Consider the following 25,533-nt stretch of genomic DNA (forward strand, 5'->3'; position numbering starts at 1 on the left):
TTGGATAAACTTTTTTCCACCAATAAATGGCAAGCCATTCCAACAATTGAGCTTACGGGTTGTGACGAGTGACTCTCCAGTCTGTCGCTTCTTTGGGAAACCGCGGACACTCATCGCTATTACCACGCGCCCAGGCAACGATGGATTCATTAACATTTTCGTAGCCCCTTAAAGCCTTGTAAACCGTCACCCTGGTTTTATCGGAGGAGATAGCCTCAATATCTGCGAACATGACAAAATACCCACCTTCGGGCATTTTTCCGCTGTCTTTTTTGTCCAGTTGCAAAGAAGTTTCCCCTGCCGTCTCACTAATCATCAGGGAGTCTGAGCGATATCTTATCGACTCAACCCTCGCTTCGGGGTCATTGCTGGGTAGTTTTGTAACGGTCACTTCAAAACATCTTTCCGCATTTATTTGCACGGCATTGTACGCAATGATAAAAGGCCGTTCCACTTCATACTCTTCTATTTGAATCCCAGAGAGACCCGATCTTATCTGATCGCGCATTTCCTCAACACTCTGCACAGGTGGCTGAGTGGCACATCCTGCAATAAATCCAGCCAACACCAGAATCAATAGATTTTTCATACTTTTCATCATCGGACCCTAACAGACATAAATTAACCCAGCAGTGAAATGAAATCTTTCCGCAACTTTTCTCACTGCTTCTTATCTTGATATTATCAATTTTTCTGGATTATTAACTTCTTTAATACAAGCAAACTAGATGCCATTTAAAAACCATTGAAATTTCGCGACTTATGATTCCAGACAATCAGGAATCTGCCAATTTTTGTCGGTTTTACAGATATTATTATACTATTTCAGACATTTTGGGCGATGATCTTTCTGGCAAACCCCACGGATATTCTCGCAAAACAACCGATTTTCCGCCTACCCTCTTCCGGCTCCATCCGGAAAATCATTTTCTTGCAAAATTTTCCCAGGATGGAATGAAACTATTTGAAGTGAACAGGAAACAAGTTTTACCTTTTGGCGGTCTCATTAAAAGCAACGGGGCCGGGTTTTGCCAGTGGTTCATGGCCACCAAACTTCCCGGAAGGACTGTCATAAAATATTTCGTTGCCATTAACACCATCTTCTTCGGTGTCTTTGTACATCAAATCCCAGCGGCCGTCTTCATCTATATCTAATGCATAAAAAAGCGGTTTTGGGACAGCAACGTAGTAATAGTGTGAGGTTTCGTAATTTATGAAAAAGATATGGTTTTCAGGATAGTTTAAAGCAATATCAGCAACCGAGTCTTTCGAAAAATAGGAGGTTATTACAACACGAAGGATATCACTCACCTCAATATCAAAGGACAACGGGTATTTGTGGATTGGTTTTTTGATCGGCTGACGGATGAGGTGAAGAAGAATGACTGAATTTCATCTTTATCACTTTATCTGGCTTGCGAGCGCTGCTTGTGGCGTATGGTTTTTCCCAATACGCTACCATGCTGACATTATCGCCTCGATAACCGGCCTGTTTTTGATTGTGTTTTCACCCCTGTCTGCTCTCCTGTTATTTACCAGTTCCTTATTGGTTTACAGGTTAGCGGCATCCAAACACCGGTCTCATCATCTGACGGTTCTGACGGGAGTGATCTATTGCGGGCTCCAGTTTTTTCTAATCAGGGGCTTACAGCTTTACCAATATAATCTTGGGGTACAAATTCCTACCGTAATGGGATTAGCCTATTACACCTGTCGGCATATTCATTATATTATTGAAGTTTTCCAAGGCAATATTAAGCCTGATTTTCGCCAATACCTGCGTTACCAGTTTTTTCTACCTGCGATGTTGGCTGGCCCTATCCACCGATATGCTAATTTTCAGCGCCAAAGTAGCCGTCGCCGTTTAGATAAGAAGCAAATATCCAACGCCCTGGAAAGGATCCTCTATGGGTACGTTAAGATTGTTGTGCTGGGTAATTATTTTATTGCCTGGGAAGTCGAACTCAGGAGGGTGGCGCTCGATTTGAACGGCTTTATGACCCTTTGGCTCGAATCCGTTCAAGGTTGGATTTATTTGTACTTTCAGTTCAGTGGGTGGACGGATGTTGCTATCGGCTTTGCGCTGTTGATGGGGTTCCGCCTGGAAGAAAACTTTAATTGGCCCATTCGTGCCGTGAACCTAATGGACTTTTGGAGACGCTGGCATATGACGTTGTCCGCCTGGTGTCGGGATTACGTTTTCACTCCCACTATGGCGGCAACCCGCAAACCGTCTATATCCGTAGGTGCCGCTATGGTTGCCATGGGGCTCTGGCACGAACTGTCACTGGCCTATATCCTCTGGGGAATCTATCACGCTCTGGGCATTGCTTTTGCGCAGAGATTTATTGTTTTGGTTAGAAATTACAATTTCCTACAGCTGTTAACGAGTTCCAGAGCCTGGACACCCGTTGCGCGGGTTCTGACCTTTAACTTTATTGTTATGGGGGGGCCCGTTGTTACTTGGGTTAAATTATGGATGGGGATTCCATCATGAACTTATTGCAAGTCCTATCACGTTATCTTCCACTTCCCCTTGCCCGGCTGGCACTGAGTTGCTGGTATGCCTTATTGATATCGGCCGTGCTGTTTCTTTCCAACTATTCAGCAACTGAAATAGTGTATTGGGACCAATGAGTGGCAGTTCACCTTGTCCTCGGTTGGCGCTGAGAACGTTCTGATTCTCAAATCACCCTTCCCCTTGCAACCGAAGTGAACATGGAGGGAAAATGGTAGCGGCGCAGGGACTTGAACCCCGGACCTCACGGATATGAGCCGTACGCTCTAACCAGCTGAGCTACACCGCCATTATTTTGAATGGGCTATCAAACCCGATATGTTAACTAATTGAATTGCTTAAAAGGAGGAGGAATTCTACCTGCTTCCCCTTACCCTGTCAACAAAATACCTTTTATGAGGGCGGTCAGGCCTTGCCTTTCCATCGCCGGACATCTTTCATGTACTTTTCCCGGTCCATGGCCCGGTCTGGAGCGAATATTTCCGTCAACGGCTGTGGAAACCTTTGTTCTTTAGAATAGCATTCCACATTGCCCTTCTCCACCCGATAAATATTTTTAAACGTGCGGTACTGAGCCGCCACACCGACAAAATCCCAGCTCGTTTGCTTTTCGATCAATTTATAGAGTTCCGAGCAACTGATCCCTTCATACAGATTGACCTTGCCAATACGCCCCTGCTGGACCGTGGCCTCCTCGCCGCCAAAATCGATGCTCCAGATATCCGACCCGTTCCGGCCAAACACTTCCAGCTGATAAGCCGTTTTCCATTCCACCCAGGTCTGGATGTTCTCGCTCTCGACCAGCAAGTCCACCAGCTTGTTTTCAATAAAATCCGTGACGACCTGCTTTTCCTTGTCCTGCTGGGCGGCATCCGTCGTCAACGTCCGCAGGGGCTTGACTTCCATCACCGGTTTGAATTCCGCCAAATACCCGTCGTTTTCATGCACGCGGACAAAATCGGAGTCCTGCCTGAGAATCTTCACGCCCTGAGGGGTGATCTCGGCCACGTCGCCCGGATAAAAAGTACTGCTATCGATTTCAGGGCAAAAATCATGCAAATCCCGCAAGAACTGTTCTTGTGTGGTCGGAAAGGAATATTGATTCAGAAAACCAAACTCGTCCTTGTAGCGAAACCCGGCGGAACCGGGAACCGCAAATTTCGGCTTCAACGCCCCCGCCACCATGAGAAACGACCGGTACTCATCAAAGGGCAGTTCGATGGCATTGTGAAAGGTAAAATTCCCTTCCAGCAGCGGCAGGTAACGGACATGCGCCAAGTCTATCTGCCCGTATAACTGATGAACGTATTGAATGATTTTCGGGATGACAATGGTATCCACCTGATTCCAGACCGTCACTTCACCGTCATGAATGAGCAGGCCGTGTTCAGGGAAATAGTCCTGCTCGTTGAGAGAAGGCGTGGGTGTCAGGGTCAAACCCTTGATCTGCAGGGCTTCAAAATCCTTCACCACGCGCACGTCCTTGAACTCCAGTTCAGCAAGAACTTCCAGTAAAATTTCGTCCTGGGGAGCCAGCACCACCACATCCGGCGCCAGGATTTTGTCATTTCTTGCGAGATGCGCCAGCGTGCGGACATCGAAATGGTCCTGATGACGATGAGACAGGTTCAGGATATCCACCGGGGGTATTTTGTCGCGGTCCAGATCGATGCTCGGACAAGGCACATTGAGTTCTTCCCAGTGCGGCTGAAACAGCACCGGGTCGGATATCAAGGTGGTGTCATTAGATTGCACTAAAAGCGTCGCATGCCCGATTAATGTGGTTCTCATGGCCGGATATTCCGCTAATATTATGGATATAAAACCCGTCACGCTACCCCAATTAACAAGAGAACTCAAGGATTTTTGCTTTATTTTACAAGAGGAAAGAGTGTCCAAAATTATCCCCGCGACGATTTTTAAAAGCCTGGGGAATTTTTATTGACTTTAACGGAGGGTCCACGACATTATAAAACCTTAAATAAAATTATAATTTCATCTCAACGGAACGAAACCATGGACGAAGCAATAGACCAAACAATTCGCTTTGAAGAGGGCAAACTTTGTCCCGTAAAAATAGAGGGAGACGGCGGCGGGCTGTCCTTCTCTCCTAACGGAGACATGCTGTTGATTGGCAGGTTTCCCAATCCGTCAAAAGCGCAGATTGAAGCGTGGGGCGGCAAGTGGCGGGCCAAGCTGTGCACGGAGTCGGAGTTTCCCTCCATCCCCATATTCGCCGTCGGCAGTGAGGACTGGATTCTGGAAGCCCCCTGCAACCCATCCGAACTGGAAAAGGAAGCGCCTGGTTTCTGCGAGGCGCTCTACGCCAAGGAAGATCATGAAATGGTGGCCATCCTGGTCGATTCGATGACCAACATGATCGTCAAGATCAAGACGGTACCTCTAGATGAGATGTTCATCGAGCGGCTGGTAATGTCGTGGAATCCGTTTCGCGGCCCGGCGGATCAATACAACAAAACCTTCACCTTCGAGACGTTCAGTGAGCGCATCGGCAATATATTCAAAACCCGCTCGCAGAAAGATATCTGGGTGAGTTCTTGGTAGGTGTGAAGTAATGAATTTGAAACAGAACTGCGGTGAAGTGTTTCAGATTTGGAGGAAACTGGAAGGGCGGACCCCCTTGAATCCCGCATAAGACCGTTTCTCAGGGTCAGAATTTGAACCAGAATTGGCCATTCTGTTTCAGGAGGGGTTTTCGGGTAATATAATTTGGATGGTACAGTCCAAAGGAATGAAAGCTGGATTTTGGGTATTATGCTGATCCAAACTAATAATATTAGACCTTAATTATGACCCCCAAACAAATACATATTTATACGGAAGAAACGTATATCCACACACAACTGGCATTGTCGAATTATCAGACATTTAGAAATATCATTGATAATCATGAGTCTCGGCAAAGCCGAGAAGCGTGGATGTTTCTACAGAGTTTCCTGTCACATTTTGGGATGGTATCGAAACTTCTTTATGCTCCCAGCGGAAGTCAACGAGCAAAGGATCGTGCTCAAGAATTAAGAAATCATCTAAAAACTGATGAAACCAGTGCACTAAATAATAGAGATGCTAGAAATGCTGTTGAGCACCTAGATGAAAGAATGGATAACTGGCTAAATGCAAGTGCAAGTCATAAAGGCATATTAGAGGGTGTATTTGAAGACGAACAAGCTTTTGCTTTCCTCTATTCTTTCGATAGTTAGATTGTTCGTCGAGTTTTTGTCCTAGCTGAGTCACTGTTTATAACGGAAGGAAAAGATGGTCCTAAAAAAATGGAAATCCAACCATTAATTGAAGAGCTAAGTAGGCTTTATGATTTGTGTCATGAAAAACTAAAAACGGAAAACCCTTACCACATGATCTTGCCAAATCGGAACCAACAAAGGTAAATACACTCTGAACGTTACCTGACAAAATGGGTACACCCTACCTGTCAGCCTGTCAGGTGGTTATTTTTTGCGCAAAAACGGGGTTTTGAGCAGGATAAAATCGAGGGACCCTATCTGTCAGTGAAATCTTCAAGTGTTGCTTTGAACGTATTCATCCACAAGACTGAGGAAATTAAAATTGTTTTTCGGGGTCTTCCCGTCCCAAAATTCGAACGATAACAATTTCTTCGGGATCAATGCGGTAATAAATCGAATGTGAACCGCACACGCTACGGCGGTAGCCTTTGTGAATGTGGTCAACAGCGGGATAAAGGAGCGGAGTTTTGGCCAGCACATTAAATCGATGTTTGAGTTGGTCGCGGTACCTGTCGGATTGAACAATGCCGAAATGCTCATCTCCATATTGTGCGATCGCTATCAAGTCTTCTTTTGCGGCTTCGGAAAGCCGATAATCAGGCATGTTTCGATCGGTGGCGTTGTCTGGCTTCTTGCCATATCTCATCTACAGTGCGATCACTAAAACCACTCCGCTCACCCTCAATCAACGCCTTGCGGATTGCCTCGATCTCGGCGGGGGTTTCCTGCTCGCGAATTTGCCGCTCGCGGATCAACTCCCGGACAACTTCGCTTTCATTGCCGAAATGGCCGGATTCAATTTGCGCCTTGATCCAGCTGTCTTGTTGGTTTGTGATGGATATGCTTTTTTTGACCATTGGCATTTTTTGCCCCCAGGCTTAAATGATAATATCCTACTCAGTAGGATATTATACCCTTGATCGTCTACCAAGCTTTTTCATAGTATTTTTCTCATAAACCTCTACTTCTCATACTCTTCATCGCCTAAGTCTTCTTCCTCGTCCACTTCGACGATTTCCTCGATCTCTTCAAACTCTTCCTCATCCTCCTCATCCTCCTCCTCGATCTCTTCGCGCTCGAATTCAGGGTATTCCAGTTTGGTGAGAAATTCGGATTCGCCCAATGCATAAAACCCGTCATCGGTGTATTCGTTGCCCTCGATATAAACCCGAAGCAGGTTGCTCATGAGTTCTGATTCGGCGATGGCGATCAATCCGTCATCGGTGACGCCACTGGTCTCGATCATCAACATTTCCAGGTTTCTGAATACGTCCGAATTAGCGATTAATTTAACGCCTTCATCGCCGATGGGATTGCGGTCGAGAGAAATCAGGGTGAGGTTGTTTAGATACGGCGATTCGGTCAGATGGCGAATGCCTTCTGCTGTGATACGGTTCAGCTCCAGATAAAGCTTGGTCAGGTTTGCCAGATCCTCGCAATGGCTGATGGCCTTGCATTCCAAGTCGCCGATTCCGATCTTACTGAGATCGAGCACCGTTTTATCTTCATTCAAGTGGTGACGCAGACGGTTGATGATGAGAAACTCCGAAAACGCATTTTTGCCTATTTCAGTGAGGGGGTTGTCGGACGAGTCGATGGATTGCAGACTGCTGAACTCTTTGCTCTTGGCAAATTCCAAAGCGCCCTGGTCGGTGATCCCGTTCTTTCTAATATCCAGATATTCAAGTTTTGAAAGTTGGGTCGATGCCGCCAGATGTTTAAGACCTTCATCACCGATCTTATTTTCAGCCAGGCTCAAGGTAGTGAGTGATTTTAGATTTGTAGATTCCGCAATGTGCCGTGCGCCTTCGGGGCCGATTTCGTTCCACGCCAGTCTGAGGGAGTTGAGGCTGGGCAACCTTTCAGACTCGCAAAGGTATTTGACGCCCTCGTCGCCGATTTTATTTTTGTACAGCTTGAGCGATTGCAGGTTGCCAAGGTAATCCGCGGCTCCCAGGCACTGCGCGGCTTCAGCGCTCAGCTTGTTGCCGCTTATTGTCAGCCGGGTGACTTGCCGGACCGATTTTGATTTGGACAGCGCCTGAACTCCTGAATCGCCCAATTTGATAAAATTAAAATCAAGGATTTCGTAATCCCGGCTCAGTTTAAAACCGTTGCGAATAATTCCTTCTATGTTGTAAAACTTTTTCATTCAAAACACCTGTACGATTTCACAGTTATTAAATATTTTGCATGGACAACACCCGGCCTCGGAAATTCTCATTCCTCCCAGGGAACGTTGTCGAGAAAGTTTTTCAGGCAGACGAAATAACCACTATCTCTTGCCAACATCATATCGTTGTGCCCCACTCCCTGCAGAATATTGAGCAGCTTGACCTTGGCCCCCGCCTGTCTGTAATTCAACTCCGCTTCCTGCGGAGAAATCAAAAAATCATCCTCGCCATGCATGATCAGCAAAGGACATTTGACGTTTGCGATTTTCTTGCTGTTATTAAATAAAGCATCCTCTTCCGGCGTAGTCTTGCTTATCCTCAAGCCTCTGCGTTCCACCAGGGGAATGGGGTCGGCATATCCACTTTCGATCACACAGCAGGAAATTTCATCGAAGGTCGAACACAACTCAATGGCCGCAGCGCTTCCCAGGGAACGACCCATGACGCAGACACTGGGCAAAAACTTTTGATTGTCTTTAAGATGATTATATATCACCGAGGCGTCCGTCAACACGTTCCGGAGGGAAGGGGTCCCCTCGCTTTTCCCGTAGCCGCGATAATCGCAAACGATCATTTCCGCGCCCAGGGCCGTAAATGCCCCTGCCAGCCCATCATAGTCTGAAACCACCTCGCCATTGCCATGAAAAAACAGCAGGCTGTACCGGGCCTCGGGCGATGGATAGCGGCGGACATGCACGTGGATGTTTTCCTCCACCTCGACATAAATATCTTCAGCCCCTTGCGGACCGGACATGGAATCCGTCCGGGGGAAAAACAGGTTTTTATTAAATTCTCTGGAGTCAAATACGGAACTCATGAATTACCTTCGAAAAAAACGATTATTAGCATCTATTTTATTGATAATAATAAACTTAAATTATCAAGTATGTTAACCAAAAATGATTGAATTTTTAAATTTTTCGTGACAGAATGTGCTCTTCCTTTTAGCAGTTTCTGTTGAGAATTCGATCCATGGTCAAAAACTAACGGCACCGGTTCTGGTGTCCAAGTGTAACTGATTAAATTTTAAATTGAAGGTGAAATCAAATGTTGCTGGAAATCGAACCCATTGAAAAGTTATTTCAGTCCCTTGAAAAAATTCATGCCGAAGCAAGAAAAAATCTCGGTCGCGGCCTCACTGTCGTTGAAAAAAATCTCTATTCCCATATGGAGCCCACCGACTATTCCAAGCTGGTACGCGGTGTCTCAAATATATTTCTAAGCCCCGATCGCGTTGCCATGCAGGATGCCACCGCACAGATGGCGATTCTGCAATTCATGTCGGCGCTAATGCCCAAAGTCGCAACACCAACCACCGTTCATTGCGACCACCTTATCCAAGCCTATACAGGTTCCATGGCCGATTTAAAAGCTGCTGAAGAAACGAATAAGGAAGTTTATGACTTTCTTCGCTCTGCCGCAATGAAATACGGCATGGGCTTCTGGAAGCCCGGCTCCGGCATCATTCACCAGGTTGTGTACGAGAATTATGCCGTTCCCGGCACCATGCTGATCGGAACCGATTCTCACACCCCCAACGCTGGCGGCATGGGAACAATCGCCATCGGTGTGGGTGGAGCGGATGCAGTGGACGTCATGACGGGCCAGCCTTTTATGACCGTCATGCCGAAACTGATCGGTATCAAACTCACCGGTAAAATGAGCGGATGGACGGCTTCCAAGGATATTATTTTAAAAGTCGCCACCATGCTGACCGTTAATGGCGGTACGGGCAAAATCGTTGAGTATTTTGGTGAGGGCGCACGTGCTTTGAGCGCCACCGGCAAAGGAACCGTCACCAATATGGGTGCGGAAATCGGCGCCACCACCTCGACTTTCGGCTACGATGAGGAAATGGACCCGTATCTCCGCGCCACCGGTCGTGCGCCTGTTGCCGATCTTTGTAAGAAATACGCAGAATTCCTGAAATCAGACCCTGAGGTGGAAGCGGACCCTGCTAAATACTACGACGAGGTTTATGAGATCGACCTTTCCACCCTGGAGCCGCACATCGTAGGACCGCACACGCCGGACCTCGGGCGGCCCGTTTCGGCCATGAGCCGTGAAGTGGATGAAAAGGGCTATCCGGAAAAGCTTTCCGCCGCTCTTATTGGGTCCTGCACCAACTCCAGTTATGAAGATATGGCAAGGGCCAACAGTCTGGTACAGCAGGCGCAAAAAGCCGGTATCAAAGTTAAGTCCAACTTCATGGTCACACCGGGTTCCGAACAGGTTTACGAAACCATCAAGCGTGACGGAATTTTGAAGAATTTTGAGGATGTCGGCGCAACCGTGCTAGCCAATGCCTGCGGACCCTGTATCGGCCAATGGAAACGGGAAGATGTTAAAAAGGGAGAAAAAAACAGCATCCTGACCTCCTACAACCGGAATTTTGCCAAAAGAAACGACGGCAACCCGGAAACACTGGGCTTTATCAGCAGCCCGGAACTGGTGGTCGCCATGGCGTTTGCCGGGTCTATGAAATTTAACCCGATAACGGACACGCTGAAAGACAAAGACGGGAACGATTTCAAATTTAAGCCTCCGACAGGAGATGTGCTTCCTGCCAAAGGATACGCTTCCAATGACAGCGGTTACGAGAGTCCCACTATGTCGGGCGAGGTTATTATCGATCCGGCCAGCGAACGGTTGGCATTTCTACACCCGTTTCCCAAGCAGGACCCGGTACAAGATTATCAAGATATGCCTGTTATGTTCAAAGCCAAGGGAAAATGCACCACCGACCACATTTCTCCGGCCGGACCGTGGTTGGAGTTTCGCGGACATTTAGATAACATCAGTAAAAACATGTTCCTGGGCGCCACCAACGCTTTCACTGATGGCACGGGGACAGGAAATAATCCCGTCAACGGCGATCAAAAAGGCGCTGAGCTCAACCAGATCGCCCGTAGTTTAAAGGAAAAAGGAATCGGTTGGGTGGTTGTCGCGGACGAGAATATCGGTGAAGGGTCAAGCCGGGAACACGCGGCCATGGAACCCAGACACTTAGGTGGACTGGCCTTCATTGCAAAATCCTACGCACGAATTTTTGAAGCCAATCTCAAAAAGCAGGGCGTTTTGTCTCTGACCTTTTCCAATAAGGATGACTACGAAAAAATTCTGGAAAACGACAGGGTCACCCTTGATGCACTGGATAAGCTGGCACCAGGTAAACCCGTTACCGCAACGGTAAAGCATGCAGACGGGTCCACCGAAAAATTAACGGTGACTCACACACTCAACGAACAGGAGATCCAGTGGTTCCATGCGGGCTCCGCACTCAATTTTGTGGGACAGCAGAAATAAAGGCTGTCATGCAATGATCGAGAAGTTCTTGATTTAAAAATATTTTTTATTTTTTAAAGGCTTACGGATTTTTGTCCGTAAGCCTTTTTTTGTGGGAGGAAGTAAACGGGTAAACCACTGAGCAAAAATAAGAGCATCTCTAAATATTAGTTTTTACAGAAAATAGAATCGTCTGCAAAAGTTTCTTAAATCAGTGGCACTAAAACAAAAGAAGCTTCTTTGAATTGGCGATTCGGTGCCGTTGTCAATTTTTAGAAGTGCCCTTCATACTGAAGGATGTATTTTTAATTGCGGAAACCGAGTACAAACCAAAGGTTTTACTTTCAATAGCAGTCACAATATTAAAAGGCTTAGGGGTTTTTCCCGTGAGTTTTTTTTGGGGGGAGAACTTGGAAGATCTCTCAATATAGAAATTCATTTACTTTATTCTGATAATAATGTGGTATTAATGTTAAGAGCAATACGCTAAAGATCCCCTGTCACCTAATTACAGCGGGAGGATAGTAATGAGTATACTAGTAAGCAACCCTGAAACCCTCGGAGAGCTTTCCGTAAAAGTTAACGATATTTTCATTTATGGTGACACTTAAATCAGGGAACTTATTCCCGCCTTAATCCGAGAATTTCATAATCAGCTCATGAGCGACCCTAAAACCTTGGCCGCTTTTAAATCCCACTCTCATTCCCCACCAGTTAGCACAGGGTTTCGCAAACCCCTCCCTTCCAAGCGTGGTCCGCTCCAAATCTTGCACCCAATGGGAAAACGACTCACCCAGAGGACCCAAATCCTCAAAGTGAAGTGCAAAAATAATTCCTCCTCGACACTCCCCCAAAAAACCAATCCTCAGGAACCATTTGAATCCTTAAAATTTCCCGAAAAACGTTTCATGGACGCCCTGCCGGAGTTGATTGGTTTTATTGACAGAGATTTGAAGTATAAATTTAATAATACCAGTTATGAAGAGTGGTTCGGCTTAAAAGTGGAGAGCCTATACGATACCAAGGTCAGTGAGTTGCTCGGGTCTCATTTTAAAAAATTAAAACCCTTCTTTGAACAGACCTTGGAGGGAGAAATCGTCGAGATTACGTCACCCGTGTATTTTAAAGGCACTCAAGGGAGAATGGTTCATTCAAGCTATTTTCCTTATTATGGGGAAAATGACACGGTTGAGGGTTTTTTTGCTGTCGTTAAAGGGGTGACCAATAAATCTGATTTCGAAAAAGCCAAACTCCAATTCTTGAAACCACCCTTCAAAAAAACCCTAATTCCTAATCACACAATTGACAATCATATCGGAAAGCACCTTTAACAGGTTGCTGAAAAACTATTTTTGGGACCTTAAAATGTTAATTTCAAGCTTACTGTTAACTTAAGAAAACCCGTAGCACAGGCTGGAAAGGCTGTGCCACTTAAAAGCAAAAACCTGCAAAACTTAACCCGCTGACGGATTTTTCTCTTTTTCAGCAACCTGTTAAAGCTGGATGGGGAAATCTAACTCTGGAGGGACTAATTCATTTCGGGTTAATTTAATCATAAAAAGACAAAAAAAACCGACAGGACCGAAGTCCTGCCGGAGCTTTTTATTCTCGAATTATTTTGGCATCACGTTTGCCGCCTGCGGCCCTTTCGGCCCGGCATTTTTTTCAAACTCAACCGCTTGCCCTTCTTTTAAAGTTTTGAACCCGTCCCCCTGAATCGCCGAAAAATGGACAAAAAAGTCTTCTCCCTCTTCAGACTCAATAAACCCATACCCTTTTTTATCGCTGAACCACTTAACTTTTCCTCCAGACATATCTTAGCTCCTCCCCCTGGAAAACAAATGAACGGCCCACCAAAAAACAACAAAGAATTTTCCAGATATCATGAGTAACGCGTCCCTGTCAAGCAATTCCTTCGGGCAACCGAATATTCTTCATAAATAACAATTATTTATGAAATTTAAAATTTTCATCTCTCTCGGCTTCTGAAAAACCAATTAATTTTGTTTTGCGTCCAGCCTCTGCACTATCAGGTTGCTGGAAAACTATTTTTGGAACCTTAAAATGTTAATTTCAAGTTTACTGTTAATTTAAGAAAACCAGTAGCACAGGCGACCTATCCTTAAAGTCAATGCGGAAGTGCGGAATTTAATTCTGCCTTTCCAGCCTGTGCGCACAGCCTGGAAAGGCTGTGCCACTTAAAAGCAAAAACCTGCAAAACTTAACTCGCTGACGGATTTTTCTCTTTTTCAGCAACCTGCTATACTACCAAACAGATTCGACTTGAAAATATTGAAATTAATGACAAACCCTGAGCTTCTGGTAGATAATTTAAAAGTTTCCTTTTCCAGCAAGGAAGGAAAACTTACGGCTGTCAACGGCATCAGCTACCACCTGAATTGCGGAGAGACTTTAGCCATAGTGGGCGAGTCCGGTTGCGGTAAAACCGTGAGCGCCCTGTCCATACTGCGACTGATTTCCTCCCCTCCCGGAGAAATCCAATCAGGCCGTATCCTGTTCGACTCCAAGGACCTGCTGCAATTGCCTCCCAGAGAACTCAGGGAAATTCGAGGCCGGGATATTGCCATGATCTTTCAGGACCCGATGACCAGCCTCAATCCGGTGTTAACTCTGGGCGATCAAATCACAGAGCCACTTTTCAGGCACACTTCGTTATCTCGAAAGGAAGCCTGGGAAAAAGCGGTGGAAATTTTAAACTGGGTGGAAATCCCCTCCCCTGCTGAAAAAATGCATCAATACCCGCATCAGTTGAGCGGCGGCATGCGACAGCGCGTGATGATAGCCATGGCACTGACCTGCTCGCCACGCATATTGATCGCGGACGAGCCCACGACCGCGCTCGACGTCCTCATCCAGGCGCAGATCATCGATTTATTGCAACACATCAAAGGGCAAACGGGAATGTCGATCCTTTTGATCACCCACGACCTCGGCCTAGTCACGGAAATTGCCCAACGAGTCATCGTGATGTATGCCGGAGAAATTGTGGAATCCGGCCCCACCGGGCAACTATTCCACAGCCCTAAGCATCCTTACACATTAGGCTTGAAAAATTCCTTGCCCAGACTGGGGCAAAAGAAAGGCGCCAAAACGCGGCTCACGGAAATTCCTGGTAACGTTCCCTCTTTAAATCAGCTCCCTTCAGGATGCGCCTTTCACCCGCGCTGTCCCGAGGTCATGGATCGGTGTAAAACGCAAAAACCCGTTCTGCATAAAGTTGCCCCCGGACACGAAGTCAGCTGCTGGCTGCACGAAATATAATCATGAATTTGACCGCTGAAAAACATCACCTTCTCGAAGTCAAGAACCTCAAAAAACATTTTGAGGTGCGCGGAAGTTTCCTGAAAAAAAACGCCTCGAATGTGCGTGCGGTGGATGGAATTTCTTTCGTTCTCAAGGAAGGTGAGACTTTAGGATTGGTCGGCGAAAGCGGGTGTGGAAAATCCACCGCCGCCCGTGCCATCCTAAGGTTGGTCGAACCAACCTCCGGGGAAATTCTCTATAAAGGCACCGATCTGCTCCGGCTTTGCCACAAGGAAATGCAGCCTTTGAGACGGGAGATGCAGATCATCTTTCAGGACCCGAACGCTTCTCTCAACCCCCGCAGACGAGTGGGAAGCATTCTCGAAGAACCTTTCGAGATCCACGATGTTGGGCAAAAGGAAGATAGAGAGGATCGGGTGGCCCAGCTTTTACAAAAAGTCGGGCTTTCCCCGGAACATGCCCGGCGTTTTCCGCATGAGTTCAGCGGCGGCCAACTGCAACGCATCGGCATTGCACGAGCGATTGCCTTGAACCCGCGCTTGATCGTCGCCGACGAGCCGGTCTCTTCCCTGGATGTGTCTATTCAGGCGCAGGTGATCAACCTCATGCAGGATCTTAAAGAAACCATGAACATTTCCTACCTGTTCATTTCCCACGACATGGCCATCGTGGAACACTTTTGCGACCGGGTGGCGGTCATGTACCTGGGCAAGATCGTGGAGATGACCATAAGCGACCAACTTTATAATAACCCACGCCACCCTTACACCGAAGCCCTGCTTTCCGTCATCCCCACCATCGAGTCCGGGAGAAAAAAACAACCGCTCCTGATCAAGGGGGACATTCCCAGCGCCGCGAACCCACCGACCGGGTGCGCGTTTCACACCCGCTGTCCGATTAAGGAAAAAATATGCGAGACCACCACCCCGGAGCTGAAAGAAGTGGAACCGGGTCATTTTGTCGCCTGTCTGTTGAGGGAGTCTTGAATCGTTATGGAAATAGGAATCATTTCAGACACTCATAGTTTGGTGAGGCCGGAAGTGTACGAAGCCTTCGAGGGAGTAGACCTCATCCTGCATGCGGGAGACATCGGCAGTCACGATGTCATCATCGAACTGGAACCGATCGCGCCGATCAAAGCTGTGCTGGGAAACAACGACGGCCACCTCTCGCACCGATTCGATGAAAAGGTAAAGTTCGAGTTGGGACAACGGATCTTCAACCTTCAGCATATCCTTGACGATATCCCTGAAGAAACAGCGGCTGATTTAATTTTGATAAAAGAAATTTTTGTGTTCGGGCATTCCCATCAACCCATGAACCGGCAGGTGGGTGACACTCTTTATTTCAATCCGGGAAGCGCGGGACCGCGCCGATTCAATCTTCCCATCACCGTGGGACGAATCACTTTGGTTGGAAATACTGTGAGAGGAAAAATTATTTCACTGGAATGATCACAGCCCGCCGCCCAGGGCTTTGTCCAGATTGTAGGTGGCGCTGATGAGGGGCAGGTGTGTAAATGCCTGGGGGTAGTTTCCCAACGGCTCCACCAGGCGATCCCACCTCTTCCGCATACAGGCCGAGAGGATTGGTTAATTTGAGCTGATTTGTTCCTGACGGGAAATTGTTTGTGGAACCGAGGAGGCATGATGCAATACCATTTTCCAATGGTCCCCCTCATTTTTAAACAGGTTCGTGGCGTGCACTTTGGATAACTGCACTCCGGACGTTGACATGGCAAACAGATTTTCCTGACAACTCACCCAGAACATCCCATCGCCACCGCTCACTTCAATGTCCGATATTTTTATCTCCAGGTTTTCTGAGCCTGTAAATATTTTTTCCCATGACTGGATAATGTCGTCGAAACCCTTAAGGACCTCCCATCCCGGATGAATGCAGGATGAAGAACCCCCTTGCTGCCATACGGCCTGCATTAAAATAAGATCCTGCCGATTGAATGCCTCGTAAAATCTGGCATTGGCATCCATGACCGCTCTTTCTACCGACATCTAATCACCTTTTCTTTCTATGCAGACTCGGGCTGAAACAAACCTGTTCACCCCGTCGCTCGAAATTTTTAAGTATTTTTCAACAAATATTCTATGGCCTCGAACGTTTCTTCGGATTCCCAGTTCTTGGCGCCATCCACCCTGGCGACCACTCGCCCGGATTTATCGATGATAAACGTAAAAGGAATGCTGATCGAAGGATACAGTTTTTCGACTTTTCCTTCCGAATCGATCAGAACCGGAAAGGACAACTGATATTCTTCAGCAAAGTCCCGGACTTTCTTATCCGCGCCTTTGTCGAGGCTGACGGCGAGAACGGTCAACCCTTCAGAACGGTAACGGCGATATAAATTCTCAAACGAAGGCATTTCAATCCGGCACGGCACACACCATGTAGCCCAGAAATTCAACACCACCACCTGGCCTTTAAGGCTTTCCAGACTGACATGATTGCCTTCCTTGTTCCTCAAGGTAAATTGCGGCGCCAGATAACCTACCGAAGATTTTTCCTCGTCAAATTTTGCTCCAACCTGCACGTCACTCAGGGAGATGGGTTCTTCATAAAAATGTTCAAAGAAAAACAAAAGACCCACGACGAACAAAGTAACAAAGAGTGCGACGTATTTTTTAATGGGAATAGAGCTTTTCTTTTTTGAGTCGGTCAATTTCATCTTTCATTTTTTCCTGTCGCACTCTTTGCCCCATCAATAAAAAATACAACAGCGTAAAAGCCGCAAGGGAAATTAAAAGGGTGCCCATCATGGAGTTGTCGAGCCCATTGCCAAACCCCTGGGCGGTGATCACTTTAGGTTGCGGATGAAAGGACCGCCACCACAGAACCGAAAAGTGAATGAGTGGAATATCGAGAAACCCCACAATGCCAAGGACCGCAGCATACCGCGCCCGCATGGAGCCGGAGTCGGTTTGCGCTCTTAACATGAGGTAGGCGACGTAGATCAGCCAAAGGATAAGGGTGGACGTCAACCGCGCATCCCAGACCCACCAGGCCCCCCAGATAGGTTTCGCCCAAATAGGCCCGGTGATGAGCACCAGCGAACAAAAAATCACTCCGATCTCGGCAGAGGCATGGGCGTATATATCCCACTCCCTTTCTTTTTTCCAGAGGAACAAAATACTGCACAAAAACACCACAAAAAACGCAAAAAAGGAAAGCCAGGCACAGGGAATATGAAAATACATGATGCGCTGAACGGGACCTTCGGTCTTTTCAGTAGGAGCAAAGAGGTAGATTGCGGCCATAGCGGCAACAATGACACCCGCAGTCAACCAGAGAAGAAAATAGCTTTCCTTTGTCGTCTCTTCCTTCATTGTTTGGATTCCTTGTCAACCATGTCTTTTAAAAGCTGGAGATCTCTTTCCAGGGAATGGTTGCGTTTTTTCAAAGTGAACAGGTAAATAATAACCCCCGCCCACACAAACGCGTTGGCCGCAAACAAAAACTCCAGGTTGTCCATGCAACTACTCCTCTAAAATATGGTCGATCGTCATTATGGAAACCCCTATGAATATAATATCAAAAGCCAGGGTCAAACCGACCCAGTTCATCATGCTCGACAAGGGTTCTCCCGCCAGCAACTGGCTGGTCATCCGCACAACCGCAATCACCACGGGCACGATCACGGGATATAAAAGAATCGGAAGCATGATCTCCCTGGTTTTCAGATTGGACGACAAGGAGGACAACAGGGTTCCGATGCCACAAAACCCCAGCGTTCCCATCAAAATCACAACCAGCAAGGGTCCCAAATGACTTAACAAGTCTACATTAAAAAATATCATGAACAGCGGTAAAATGAAGGCTTCCATTATCAATAGAAAAATCAGGTTGCTTATCAATTTACCAAAGTAAATAGCGGTCCGGTCCGCCGGTGTCAGAATCAAACCTTCCAGACAACCGTTTTCCTTTTCCAGCATAAAGGAACGGTTTAAACCGAGGGTGCCCGCGAAGAGAAAGGCCACCCACAATATTCCCGGCCCCACTTCATTGGCTTTAACAATGCTCAAATCCACGGAAAAAATAAAAATTACGATCACCAGAAGCGCAAATATGAACATGCTGCTGAAAAGTTCCCTTGTCTTCAGCTCGGTAACAAGGTCCTTCCAGACGATCGCTTTTATTTGATTGAGATACTGGCGCATGAAAGTTTCAACGATCTGTAGGGCATCTCTAAAAATAGACTAAATGTTCCTAATCGTTAATTTAAGGAGATGGCTTTGTTTTAGTGGGACAGGCGACCTACCCTTAAAGGTTATACGGAAGTGCGGAATTAAATTCCGCCTTTCCAGCCTGTCCGCACGGGCTAGAAAGCCCGTGCCACCGATATAAGAAATTCTTGTGCAATGTTCGATTTCCCGTAATAAACTAATTTTTAGAGGTGCCCTGTAATCATATAATTTTTATCCGTTCCAATCGTCCTGCGAAAATCCGTCATCGCTCCTGGACTCAAGCTTCAATTGCCCTCATTGATAATTTCAAAATACTGTTCCTCAAACCGGGACTTGTCCAGTTTGTCAATATTTTCAAATAAAGCAAAGCGCCCTCTCACTTGCACTGCGATTTTATCGCTCATTTCCAATCCGCAGGGAAGGTCGTGAGTGGTCATGATGATGGTTCGCTCGTGCGTGTGCAGGGAATGAAGGTACTCCTTGAGTACATTGGAGCCGTGCGGGTCGAGACCGGTGAACGGTTCATCCAGAAACAAGATCGAAGGCTCATGAATGACCGCGCGGGCGATGGAAATGCGCTGTTGCATCCCTCGGGAAAACGTTCGAATGTTGTCATGCATCCGTCCTTGCAGCCCTACCTCCTCTATCGCCTGAACCGCTCTCTCCCTGGGGTTTTCAAGGCCATACATCTTAGCATAAAACACCAGGTTCTCCAGTGCGCTCAAATCGGCATAAAGACAGGAAGCGTGCGCGATGACGCCCAACTCTCTCCGTAACCGGGGATCGCCTTCAGCGACATCATATCCCGCCACGGTCCCCACGCCACTCGTGGGCTTGGTCAAACCCGCCAGGATTTTGATCAAAGTGGTTTTTCCCGCCCCGTTGGGACCAAAGATGGTCAGGAAATCTCCCTCATTCAGTTCAAAACTGATTCCGCTTAAAGCCTGCAAAACGCCAAAGGCTTTTCGAATGTCCTTAACACGGATGGTGGGATCGGAAGTATCTTTCATATCAAAAAAAGCGGGTGGGGATCAATTTTCAGCGGCGATATTATTATTTGTCCCCTGTTTTCATAACGGCAGAACTGGCAGAGCCAGGAGCCGAGGAGAGGACACCGGAGGTTGGAATCACAAAACGGTTCGCAATTGGTAACCGATGGGTTCAGACCACCTTGGCGGGCTTGGATGATTTCTTGCCTTGCTGTTTTTCCTTTTCCAGTTCTTCCAGTCTTTCCAACAAAGCCACCGCATCCATTTCAAGTTTATTGCGGAGCCCCTGATAATCTTCCTCGGAAATTTTATCTGTCTTCAAATCAAATTCCAGATCCTTGATCGAAAGCAGGACTTCTTCTTTGCGGACCAACAAGTGTTTATACTCTTCACCCGCCTTGTCCAGTTTGGCGAACAGTTTCACCGTGGAAAGCCCGCGAAACAGGGGCACTCCCACCACACTCAAAATGGCTAAAACAAGAATTAGTTGCACTAACTGGACAAAATTCATTCTTATGACTCGATGTTGTCCAATTCATCACGCAGGCGATCTGAATATTTTTTGGGGATGGCAGGCGCATCTTCAGCCTCGGCTTTATTATCTTCAGGGGCTCCCTTGCGCTTCCAGGCTTCGATGATTTTGCCCAAACCAAACCCACCCGCAAGGAGGGCCACAAACGGGGTCATCCAGGCCGTCAGGTTAAACCCGGTTTTCGAGGGTGCGGAAAGTATTGTTTCCCCATGCTTGTCTATCTGCGCCTTGATGATTTGCTCAACAGTAAGCCCCGAATCCAGTAATTTGCTGAATTCCGCCCGGGTCTTATCCGACGTCGAACACGTGCAGTTAACAAGGACTTTACCGCACTTGTCATCGCACTTGCACATCAGCGCATTTTCAAGATCCGCCAGTTGCGCCGACGCTCCCGCAGAGGAGGCAAACCCGACAACCAGAAACATTGCCAGCAGGATTGCAAAAATGGTGGACTTCGTTTTCATCATGCCGTCACTCCTGAGCCGGAGCAAACAGGGTTTCCTGTTTTTTCATCCGTGTCAATCTTCGTCTCTGCTCCAGTCTGTCTGGCCACATGCAAACCATCGTACCAAAGGCAATGACCCAGCCCCCGGTCCAGATCCAGCTGACCATGGGATTCACGTAAACTTTTATGGTGGCTGACTCATCTTCTCTGAAATCCGCCAGAATCAGGTAAACATCCTCCACTATGGAAGAAAGCACATCCACTTCGGACACTGGTTGATTCTGCCCTTTGTAAAATTCTTTTTCAGGGCGGGCCGTCCACACCCGCTTGTTATCGCGGTAAACCCCTAACTCGGCAATGACACGGGTTTTAACAGAAGTTGCTTCGACAGCAGTCAGTTTCTCATAAGTCACGGTGTAATTGCGGAGCTTGATACTTTCCCCGATCTTCAAATGCTTTTGATCGTGAACCCCGTAAGCCTGAGACCCTGCGATTCCGGCAAAGATTAAGACCACACCGATATGAACAATATAACCTCCGTATCGGCGCTTGTTATGCCAGGTCAACGAAGCCAACTCTCCCACAAAATTACTGCTATGCAGTTCCCGGCGGGCAACGGCTCCTTTGAAAAACTCCTTGAGAATACAAGTCAGGACAAAAACACAAAGAATAAACGTGATGTAAGTAAAAATCTCCGCCCGCTCCTCTAGAGGAACGATGGGAAATAAAACCACTGCGGCGATCAAAGCGGCCGCAAGGGGTAGCATAAAGTTTTTCTTCAGATTGGACCAGGTGGCCCGCTTCCAGGCGATCACCGGCCCAATACCGATCATTGCCAATAATGCCAAGCCGATGGGAACATTGACCTGATTGTAAAACGGCGGTCCCACTGTAATTTTCACGCCACGGACCGCTTCGGAGATGATCGGGAAAATCGTCCCCCAGAAGGTAGCAAACGCAATGCCCAAAAGAAGAAGATTGTTCAACAGAAAACCGCTTTCACGGGATAAAAAAGAGTCCAGCTCGTTTTTGCTTTTTAACAGGGGAAGCCTGTTTAAAATCAAGCCCACACAAATTGCAATGATCACCCCCAAAAACGCCAGAAAGTAGTATCCCAGCGTCGCTTCATCAAACGTGTGCACGGATTGAATCAGCCCGCTTCGGGTTATGAAAGTTCCAAAAATAGTCATCGCAAACGTCAGCAGGACCAGCGACATGTTCCAAACCTTCATCATGTCCTTTTTCTCCTGAATCTGGATGGAATGCAAAAACGCCGTCGCTATCAAAAGAGGCATGAAAGCCGCATTTTCCACCGGGTCCCAGGCCCAATAACCGCCCCAACCCAATTCCACATACGCCCACGAAGCGCCAAACAGATTGCCCATGCACAGAAAAAACCAGGACAGCAGGGTCCATTTCCGGGTCAGGCGAATCCAGCCGTCATCCAGATTTTTGCTCACCAGAGCCGCCATGGCAAAGGCGAAGGGAACGGTGAACCCCACGTATCCCAGGTACAGGGTCGGTGGATGGATGACCATCCAGTAATTTTGCAGCAACGGATTCAACCCTCGGCCATCTTCTGGGGGAAGGGGAATGCGTTCAAAAGGATTGGTGGAAAAGTTGAGCAGGAAAAGGAAAAAGATGACGACGAGGAGCATGATCGTCATGGCGTAGGGCATCAAGCGAATATTCTTTTTTCTGTTCTGGAGGTAAACCACGCACATATATGTGGTCAAGAGAAACGTCCAAAATAACAGAGAGCCTTTTTGCCCGCCCCAGAACGAAGAGACCTTATAAAAAGTGTCCAATTCCTTGTTGGAATAAGCCGCTACGTATTGAAGGCTGAAATCATCCGTCAAAAACCCCCTCAACAGGGCGGCGGATGCAATGAAAACACACCCCCACACAATGACAGGAGTCTTGTCCGCGCTCAGGTAAAGGTCGATACGGTTGCCGTTGATCGCCATGACATAAGACACACAGCCATACAAGGCAGTCGCCAAAGCTACTAGTAAACTAAATTCGCCAATATCATTCATTTTAAAAATCACCCTACGCCGTTTCCGGTCGCAAACATGAAATATGCTTCCGGGCCCGGCTCAGACAATACAATAGTGAATGGAATATTAAATCGTGGTTTTTGGTAAGGATTTGGTTAATTCGGGAGTAGCTTCTTTATATTTATCCAGATTCGGCATGGTACCAGGATGCATTTTTCCGGCTTCCTTTTCGGCCTCATATTTCGACGGGCAACTGGTCAACAGCGTATTCGCATGAAACACACCATCCTTGGCCAGCGTTCCCTCGACCACCACTTCCTGACCATCCTTGAACATGTCTGGAATGATTCCCTCGTAAACAACATCTAGATTGGATTTTTTGTCCTCAATGGAGAAATTAACTTTCAAAAAATTTTCCGTGTCTCTGGCAATGGAGCCGGCAACCACATTTCCCTTTACTTTCAGTCCGGTGCCAGCATATGAAACCTTCTGGCTCATCAATTCATCCACCGTAAAAAAGTACTGCGACGTGGTGCTGATCCCCATAGTGATAAGATACCCTACTGCAAACACGATCAAACCACTACCTATCACAAATTTGGCCTTTTTCGGCATAATAAAATTTTTCCCAACTATCACAAAATAAAGAAAATATAATGACTTAATACCTAAATACTATCATTCACAATTTGCGCTTGTCAAAGCAATTCCATTTTATTCAATGCGGTGATCTTGCCATAAATGGGCAAAAAAAACTCTACTACAATAAAGAAATGAATTTTCTCTCTGCTCAAAAAATTACCGTTGAAATTCCGCCACTTTCAATCTTCACCGGAAACCACTCGCCAATACAATTCACTTAAAGTGTAAATCAAACAACCTGCAATCTATTTTTCCTTCCTGACAAGACTTCCCTCGGTATCCGCAAACCTAAATATTTAAAGGGTTTTATTGAAATCTGTTTTTTTCAATAAGTTAAACGTAAATCTAACGTTCCTTTTCTATTGACAGTGCTAATGTTTATGCTAGGATTGTCTCAAATTGTCTCAATATGTATGCTAATCGTCTCAAAACGTCTCAAAGCCGATCAGCCCTTAATAAATCGCAAAACATTGGTTTTCATTAAATGAGTAGTTTCCTCGGAGAACATACGATCGTCATTGATAGTAATGGACGATTCAATGTGCCTGCAAAGTTCAAGGCCATTTTTGAAGAACAGTATGGCTCCAATATCGTTATCTGTTCCAAAAAAAATTATCTCATGATCTCTCCAGAAAAGGAATGGGTTAAAACCGAGGAAAAGCTCTTGGCTCTCAATAACTCCGAAGATGAAAACGAGAAAGAGAAAATCCGTGCCGTTTTCCAAAACTCCACTTACGGCGAAATCAAATCAGGAAAAATATCACTTCCCCAAAAACAACGGGAGAAAGTTGGGATAAAAGTAAAAGAAGAGGCCGTTCTGATCGGAATGGCAACCTCTTTCGAAATCTGGTCGCAGGATGAATGGGCCAAATATTCAGGCTAATGTGAGTTGTGTGAGCGGAGCATTTTTCACTGAAAAACCACCGCCATAAGAAATGGGATAAGCAATGGCGAATTTCCACGAGCCGGTATTAAAGGAAAAAGTCTTTCAATACCTTATTGCGACAGAGAAGGGGTTGATCGTGGATGGCACTTTAGGGGATGGGGGTCATACAGAATTCATTCTCAAAAACACCGGGCCCCGGTTGCGGGTACTAGGTATCGATCGGGATGCCAGCGCCCTGGAAAGGGCGAAAAGTCGCCTGGCCCCGTTCGAAGGCAGAGTTAGCTATGCTCACGGAAATTACAGTGAAATTCAAGACATTCTCAAAAAATTCAACATCGAAAAAATCGATGGGTTCCTGGTGGATCTCGGTGTTTCCTCTCCCCAGATCGACCAGCCGGAGCGAGGCTTCAGTTTCATGCGAAACGGTCCCCTGGACATGCGAATGGACACGTCCCAGGAAGTCACCGCCGCAACGCTTCTGGAAACCCTCTCTGACGAGGAATTGGAATCTATCATCAAGAATTATGGCGAAGAGCGCCATTACCGAAGGGTCGTTCGGGCGATCCGCAAAGCGCAGGCAATCAGCCCTATTGTTTCAACACTTCAGTTATCTCAAATCCTCTCTGGCGCGATTTTTTCAAAGCGTCCTACAAAGATTCATCCCGCAACCCGTACCTTCCAAGCCCTGCGCATTGCTGTAAACCGCGAACTGGTACATCTTAAAACCGCGTTGCAGGATTCCCTCGGGATCCTCAACGCGGGAGCTCGCTTGGTTACTATCGCATTTCATTCCCTGGAAGATAGAATCGTGAAAAATTTTTTTCAGGACGAAGAGAAAAGCTGCATTTGCCCTCCGCGAATTCCCGTGTGTGTTTGCGACAAAAAGCCAACGCTCAAAGTGATTTCCAGAAGGGTCATAACTGCGGATGCCGATGAGGTGGTTCGCAACCCCCGTTCTTCAAGTGCAAAAATGAGAGTTGCGGAGAGGATTTATGTTTAGTTGGATCCGTCGCATTGCAAAAACCCGGGTCCATGTTTCACCAAGACGATTTCGGATGCTGCTGATGATTTCCATTTTACTGATGGTCGGCGCCATGGGATTCGTCTGGCCAAACGTAAAAAAGGTGAAAATGTCTTACGAGTATCAACGCCTGGCCCAGGAGCAACACCAGCTATTGGAAGAAAATCAACTGCTTCGGGTAGAGAGGGCGAGTCTGCAGTCGCTGGACCGAATCTATACGTTGGCAAAAGAACATACTGATCTTGAGCCTCCGAAAGAGGGGCAGATGATAACGGTTTTTTTAAAATAAAGCCT

Annotated in this window: 29 protein-coding genes and 1 tRNA gene; 11 read left to right on the plus strand and 19 right to left on the minus strand. The window is 46.9% G+C overall.

What is annotated here, in order from left to right; all coding sequences use genetic code 11:
- Positions 1 to 52 precede the first annotated feature (52 nt).
- The gene (locus O3C58_04275) at positions 53 to 589 is read right to left on the minus strand and encodes a hypothetical protein (protein MDA0691079.1); all 537 of its coding nucleotides are present in this window, start codon (positions 587 to 589) and stop codon (positions 53 to 55) included.
- 398 nt (positions 590 to 987) lie between these two features.
- Complete coding sequence (locus O3C58_04280; GenBank protein ID MDA0691080.1) at positions 988 to 1,329, minus strand: hypothetical protein; 342 nt, start codon at positions 1,327 to 1,329, stop codon at positions 988 to 990.
- A gap of 52 nt (positions 1,330 to 1,381) precedes the next feature.
- Here O3C58_04280 and O3C58_04285 point away from each other — a divergent pair, with 52 nt between their 5' ends.
- Entirely contained in the window at positions 1,382 to 2,497 is a 1,116-nt protein-coding gene (locus O3C58_04285) for a hypothetical protein (GenBank protein ID MDA0691081.1), read from the plus strand.
- Positions 2,498 to 2,730: 233 nt separating this feature from the next.
- Here the strand turns inward: O3C58_04285 and O3C58_04290 are convergent.
- Both O3C58_04290 and O3C58_04295 read right to left on the minus strand, forming a co-directional pair.
- A tRNA-Met gene (locus O3C58_04290) sits at positions 2,731 to 2,807 on the minus strand.
- Between the two features lie 116 nt (positions 2,808 to 2,923).
- A complete protein-coding gene (locus O3C58_04295) occupies positions 2,924 to 4,309 on the minus strand; it encodes an MBL fold metallo-hydrolase (protein ID MDA0691082.1) in 1,386 nt (461 codons plus the stop codon).
- A 225-nt stretch (positions 4,310 to 4,534) separates the two neighbouring features.
- Between O3C58_04295 and O3C58_04300 the strand changes: the two genes are divergently transcribed.
- Both O3C58_04300 and O3C58_04305 read left to right on the plus strand, forming a co-directional pair.
- The gene (locus O3C58_04300) at positions 4,535 to 5,083 is read left to right on the plus strand and encodes a hypothetical protein (GenBank protein MDA0691083.1); all 549 of its coding nucleotides are present in this window, start codon (positions 4,535 to 4,537) and stop codon (positions 5,081 to 5,083) included.
- A 245-nt stretch (positions 5,084 to 5,328) separates the two neighbouring features.
- Positions 5,329 to 5,739, plus strand: coding sequence for a hypothetical protein (locus O3C58_04305; protein MDA0691084.1), 411 nt, complete (start codon positions 5,329 to 5,331; stop codon positions 5,737 to 5,739).
- A 358-nt stretch (positions 5,740 to 6,097) separates the two neighbouring features.
- Here the strand turns inward: O3C58_04305 and O3C58_04310 are convergent, their stop codons facing one another.
- From O3C58_04310 to O3C58_04325, 4 genes are all read right to left on the minus strand, one after another.
- A complete protein-coding gene (locus O3C58_04310; GenBank protein MDA0691085.1) occupies positions 6,098 to 6,385 on the minus strand; it encodes a type II toxin-antitoxin system RelE/ParE family toxin in 288 nt (95 codons plus the stop codon).
- Positions 6,378 to 6,644 carry a type II toxin-antitoxin system ParD family antitoxin gene (locus O3C58_04315; GenBank protein ID MDA0691086.1) on the minus strand — a complete coding sequence of 89 codons (267 nt, stop codon included), beginning with the start codon at positions 6,642 to 6,644 and terminating at the stop codon, positions 6,378 to 6,380. Before O3C58_04315 ends, O3C58_04310 begins: the two co-directional genes overlap by 8 nt.
- Before the next feature lie 98 nt (positions 6,645 to 6,742).
- Positions 6,743 to 7,933 (minus strand): hypothetical protein, encoded by a 1,191-nt coding sequence (locus O3C58_04320; GenBank protein MDA0691087.1) that lies wholly within the window; start codon positions 7,931 to 7,933, stop codon positions 6,743 to 6,745.
- A 68-nt stretch (positions 7,934 to 8,001) separates the two neighbouring features.
- Positions 8,002 to 8,772: an alpha/beta hydrolase gene (locus O3C58_04325; protein ID MDA0691088.1), complete on the minus strand. Its 771-nt coding sequence runs from the start codon at positions 8,770 to 8,772 to the stop codon at positions 8,002 to 8,004.
- A 230-nt stretch (positions 8,773 to 9,002) separates the two neighbouring features.
- On the opposite strand from O3C58_04325, the gene O3C58_04330 reads away from it, so the two are divergent.
- Positions 9,003 to 11,261, plus strand: a complete 2,259-nt coding sequence (locus O3C58_04330) for an aconitate hydratase (GenBank protein ID MDA0691089.1) — start codon at positions 9,003 to 9,005, stop codon at positions 11,259 to 11,261.
- Positions 11,262 to 12,148: 887 nt separating this feature from the next.
- On the plus strand, positions 12,149 to 12,571 hold the full coding sequence (locus O3C58_04335) for a PAS domain-containing protein (protein MDA0691090.1): 423 nt from the start codon (positions 12,149 to 12,151) through the stop codon (positions 12,569 to 12,571).
- A 282-nt stretch (positions 12,572 to 12,853) separates the two neighbouring features.
- On the opposite strand, the gene O3C58_04340 is transcribed toward O3C58_04335, so the two are convergent.
- A complete protein-coding gene (locus tag O3C58_04340; GenBank protein ID MDA0691091.1) occupies positions 12,854 to 13,054 on the minus strand; it encodes a cold-shock protein in 201 nt (66 codons plus the stop codon).
- Between the two features lie 487 nt (positions 13,055 to 13,541).
- Here O3C58_04340 and O3C58_04345 point away from each other — a divergent pair, with 487 nt between their 5' ends.
- The 3 genes from O3C58_04345 to O3C58_04355 are packed head-to-tail and all read left to right on the plus strand — an operon-like array spanning position 13,542 to position 15,979.
- Positions 13,542 to 14,522, plus strand: coding sequence for an ABC transporter ATP-binding protein (locus tag O3C58_04345; GenBank protein ID MDA0691092.1), 981 nt, complete (start codon positions 13,542 to 13,544; stop codon positions 14,520 to 14,522).
- A gap of 2 nt (positions 14,523 to 14,524) precedes the next feature.
- Entirely contained in the window at positions 14,525 to 15,511 is a 987-nt protein-coding gene (locus tag O3C58_04350) for a dipeptide ABC transporter ATP-binding protein (protein ID MDA0691093.1), read from the plus strand.
- 6 nt (positions 15,512 to 15,517) lie between these two features.
- Positions 15,518 to 15,979 carry a metallophosphoesterase family protein gene (locus tag O3C58_04355; protein MDA0691094.1) on the plus strand — a complete coding sequence of 154 codons (462 nt, stop codon included), beginning with the start codon at positions 15,518 to 15,520 and terminating at the stop codon, positions 15,977 to 15,979.
- 138 nt (positions 15,980 to 16,117) lie between these two features.
- Here the strand turns inward: O3C58_04355 and O3C58_04360 are convergent, their stop codons facing one another.
- The 10 genes from O3C58_04360 to O3C58_04405 all read right to left on the minus strand — a co-directional run bounded on the left by O3C58_04360 (position 16,118) and on the right by O3C58_04405 (position 23,305).
- Positions 16,118 to 16,537, minus strand: a complete 420-nt coding sequence (locus tag O3C58_04360; GenBank protein MDA0691095.1) for a nuclear transport factor 2 family protein — start codon at positions 16,535 to 16,537, stop codon at positions 16,118 to 16,120.
- 68 nt (positions 16,538 to 16,605) lie between these two features.
- Entirely contained in the window at positions 16,606 to 17,208 is a 603-nt protein-coding gene (locus tag O3C58_04365) for a redoxin domain-containing protein (protein MDA0691096.1), read from the minus strand.
- Complete coding sequence (ccsA, locus tag O3C58_04370; protein MDA0691097.1) at positions 17,165 to 17,866, minus strand: cytochrome c biogenesis protein CcsA; 702 nt, start codon at positions 17,864 to 17,866, stop codon at positions 17,165 to 17,167. The genes O3C58_04365 and ccsA overlap by 44 nt, the downstream gene beginning before the upstream one ends.
- Positions 17,863 to 18,012: a CcmD family protein gene (locus tag O3C58_04375; protein MDA0691098.1), complete on the minus strand. Its 150-nt coding sequence runs from the start codon at positions 18,010 to 18,012 to the stop codon at positions 17,863 to 17,865. Before O3C58_04375 ends, ccsA begins: the two co-directional genes overlap by 4 nt.
- A 4-nt stretch (positions 18,013 to 18,016) precedes the next feature.
- A complete protein-coding gene (locus O3C58_04380; protein ID MDA0691099.1) occupies positions 18,017 to 18,697 on the minus strand; it encodes a heme exporter protein CcmB in 681 nt (226 codons plus the stop codon).
- Between the two features lie 311 nt (positions 18,698 to 19,008).
- Positions 19,009 to 19,734 carry a heme ABC exporter ATP-binding protein CcmA gene (gene ccmA / locus O3C58_04385; GenBank protein ID MDA0691100.1) on the minus strand — a complete coding sequence of 242 codons (726 nt, stop codon included), beginning with the start codon at positions 19,732 to 19,734 and terminating at the stop codon, positions 19,009 to 19,011.
- A 151-nt stretch (positions 19,735 to 19,885) separates the two neighbouring features.
- Complete coding sequence (locus tag O3C58_04390) at positions 19,886 to 20,224, minus strand: hypothetical protein (GenBank protein ID MDA0691101.1); 339 nt, start codon at positions 20,222 to 20,224, stop codon at positions 19,886 to 19,888.
- Positions 20,225 to 20,226: 2 nt separating this feature from the next.
- Entirely contained in the window at positions 20,227 to 20,712 is a 486-nt protein-coding gene (locus O3C58_04395; protein MDA0691102.1) for a cytochrome c-type biogenesis protein CcmH, read from the minus strand.
- A gap of 4 nt (positions 20,713 to 20,716) precedes the next feature.
- On the minus strand, positions 20,717 to 22,729 hold the full coding sequence (locus tag O3C58_04400) for a heme lyase CcmF/NrfE family subunit (protein MDA0691103.1): 2,013 nt from the start codon (positions 22,727 to 22,729) through the stop codon (positions 20,717 to 20,719).
- Positions 22,730 to 22,816: 87 nt separating this feature from the next.
- Positions 22,817 to 23,305 carry a cytochrome c maturation protein CcmE gene (locus O3C58_04405; protein ID MDA0691104.1) on the minus strand — a complete coding sequence of 163 codons (489 nt, stop codon included), beginning with the start codon at positions 23,303 to 23,305 and terminating at the stop codon, positions 22,817 to 22,819.
- 511 nt (positions 23,306 to 23,816) lie between these two features.
- Here O3C58_04405 and O3C58_04410 point away from each other — a divergent pair.
- The 3 genes from O3C58_04410 to ftsL all read left to right on the plus strand — a co-directional run bounded on the left by O3C58_04410 (position 23,817) and on the right by ftsL (position 25,528).
- Entirely contained in the window at positions 23,817 to 24,215 is a 399-nt protein-coding gene (locus O3C58_04410) for a hypothetical protein (GenBank protein MDA0691105.1), read from the plus strand.
- A gap of 64 nt (positions 24,216 to 24,279) precedes the next feature.
- Entirely contained in the window at positions 24,280 to 25,218 is a 939-nt protein-coding gene (rsmH, locus tag O3C58_04415; GenBank protein ID MDA0691106.1) for a 16S rRNA (cytosine(1402)-N(4))-methyltransferase RsmH, read from the plus strand.
- Complete coding sequence (ftsL, locus tag O3C58_04420; protein MDA0691107.1) at positions 25,211 to 25,528, plus strand: cell division protein FtsL; 318 nt, start codon at positions 25,211 to 25,213, stop codon at positions 25,526 to 25,528. The genes rsmH and ftsL overlap by 8 nt, the downstream gene beginning before the upstream one ends.
- The last annotated feature ends 5 nt before the right edge of the window (positions 25,529 to 25,533 follow it).

It is taken from the genome of Nitrospinota bacterium (assembly GCA_027619975.1).
GTDB lineage: Bacteria > Nitrospinota > Nitrospinia > Nitrospinales > VA-1 > JADFGI01.

Bases quoted from the DNA above. Each gene is read 5' to 3' on its own strand.
- O3C58_04275 (MDA0691079.1), bottom strand. From the start codon at position 589: ATGAAAAATCTATTGATTCTGGTGTTGGCTGGATTTATTGCAGGATGT.
- O3C58_04285 (MDA0691081.1), top strand. From the start codon at position 1,382: ATGACTGAATTTCATCTTTATCACTTTATCTGGCTTGCGAGCGCTGCT.
- O3C58_04295 (MDA0691082.1), bottom strand. From the start codon at position 4,309: ATGAGAACCACATTAATCGGGCATGCGACGCTTTTAGTGCAATCTAAT.
- O3C58_04300 (MDA0691083.1), top strand. From the start codon at position 4,535: ATGGACGAAGCAATAGACCAAACAATTCGCTTTGAAGAGGGCAAACTT.
- O3C58_04305 (MDA0691084.1), top strand. From the start codon at position 5,329: ATGACCCCCAAACAAATACATATTTATACGGAAGAAACGTATATCCAC.
- O3C58_04310 (MDA0691085.1), bottom strand. From the start codon at position 6,385: ATGCCTGATTATCGGCTTTCCGAAGCCGCAAAAGAAGACTTGATAGCG.
- O3C58_04315 (MDA0691086.1), bottom strand. From the start codon at position 6,644: ATGCCAATGGTCAAAAAAAGCATATCCATCACAAACCAACAAGACAGC.
- O3C58_04320 (MDA0691087.1), bottom strand. From the start codon at position 7,933: ATGAAAAAGTTTTACAACATAGAAGGAATTATTCGCAACGGTTTTAAA.
- O3C58_04325 (MDA0691088.1), bottom strand. From the start codon at position 8,772: ATGAGTTCCGTATTTGACTCCAGAGAATTTAATAAAAACCTGTTTTTC.
- O3C58_04330 (MDA0691089.1), top strand. From the start codon at position 9,003: ATGTTGCTGGAAATCGAACCCATTGAAAAGTTATTTCAGTCCCTTGAA.
- O3C58_04335 (MDA0691090.1), top strand. From the start codon at position 12,149: ATGGACGCCCTGCCGGAGTTGATTGGTTTTATTGACAGAGATTTGAAG.
- O3C58_04340 (MDA0691091.1), bottom strand. From the start codon at position 13,054: ATGTCTGGAGGAAAAGTTAAGTGGTTCAGCGATAAAAAAGGGTATGGG.
- O3C58_04345 (MDA0691092.1), top strand. From the start codon at position 13,542: ATGACAAACCCTGAGCTTCTGGTAGATAATTTAAAAGTTTCCTTTTCC.
- O3C58_04350 (MDA0691093.1), top strand. From the start codon at position 14,525: ATGAATTTGACCGCTGAAAAACATCACCTTCTCGAAGTCAAGAACCTC.
- O3C58_04355 (MDA0691094.1), top strand. From the start codon at position 15,518: ATGGAAATAGGAATCATTTCAGACACTCATAGTTTGGTGAGGCCGGAA.
- O3C58_04360 (MDA0691095.1), bottom strand. From the start codon at position 16,537: ATGTCGGTAGAAAGAGCGGTCATGGATGCCAATGCCAGATTTTACGAG.
- O3C58_04365 (MDA0691096.1), bottom strand. From the start codon at position 17,208: ATGAAATTGACCGACTCAAAAAAGAAAAGCTCTATTCCCATTAAAAAA.
- ccsA (MDA0691097.1), bottom strand. From the start codon at position 17,866: ATGAAGGAAGAGACGACAAAGGAAAGCTATTTTCTTCTCTGGTTGACT.
- O3C58_04375 (MDA0691098.1), bottom strand. From the start codon at position 18,012: ATGGACAACCTGGAGTTTTTGTTTGCGGCCAACGCGTTTGTGTGGGCG.
- O3C58_04380 (MDA0691099.1), bottom strand. From the start codon at position 18,697: ATGCGCCAGTATCTCAATCAAATAAAAGCGATCGTCTGGAAGGACCTT.
- ccmA (MDA0691100.1), bottom strand. From the start codon at position 19,734: ATGAAAGATACTTCCGATCCCACCATCCGTGTTAAGGACATTCGAAAA.
- O3C58_04390 (MDA0691101.1), bottom strand. From the start codon at position 20,224: ATGAATTTTGTCCAGTTAGTGCAACTAATTCTTGTTTTAGCCATTTTG.
- O3C58_04395 (MDA0691102.1), bottom strand. From the start codon at position 20,712: ATGATGAAAACGAAGTCCACCATTTTTGCAATCCTGCTGGCAATGTTT.
- O3C58_04400 (MDA0691103.1), bottom strand. From the start codon at position 22,729: ATGAATGATATTGGCGAATTTAGTTTACTAGTAGCTTTGGCGACTGCC.
- O3C58_04405 (MDA0691104.1), bottom strand. From the start codon at position 23,305: ATGCCGAAAAAGGCCAAATTTGTGATAGGTAGTGGTTTGATCGTGTTT.
- O3C58_04410 (MDA0691105.1), top strand. From the start codon at position 23,817: ATGAGTAGTTTCCTCGGAGAACATACGATCGTCATTGATAGTAATGGA.
- rsmH (MDA0691106.1), top strand. From the start codon at position 24,280: ATGGCGAATTTCCACGAGCCGGTATTAAAGGAAAAAGTCTTTCAATAC.
- ftsL (MDA0691107.1), top strand. From the start codon at position 25,211: ATGTTTAGTTGGATCCGTCGCATTGCAAAAACCCGGGTCCATGTTTCA.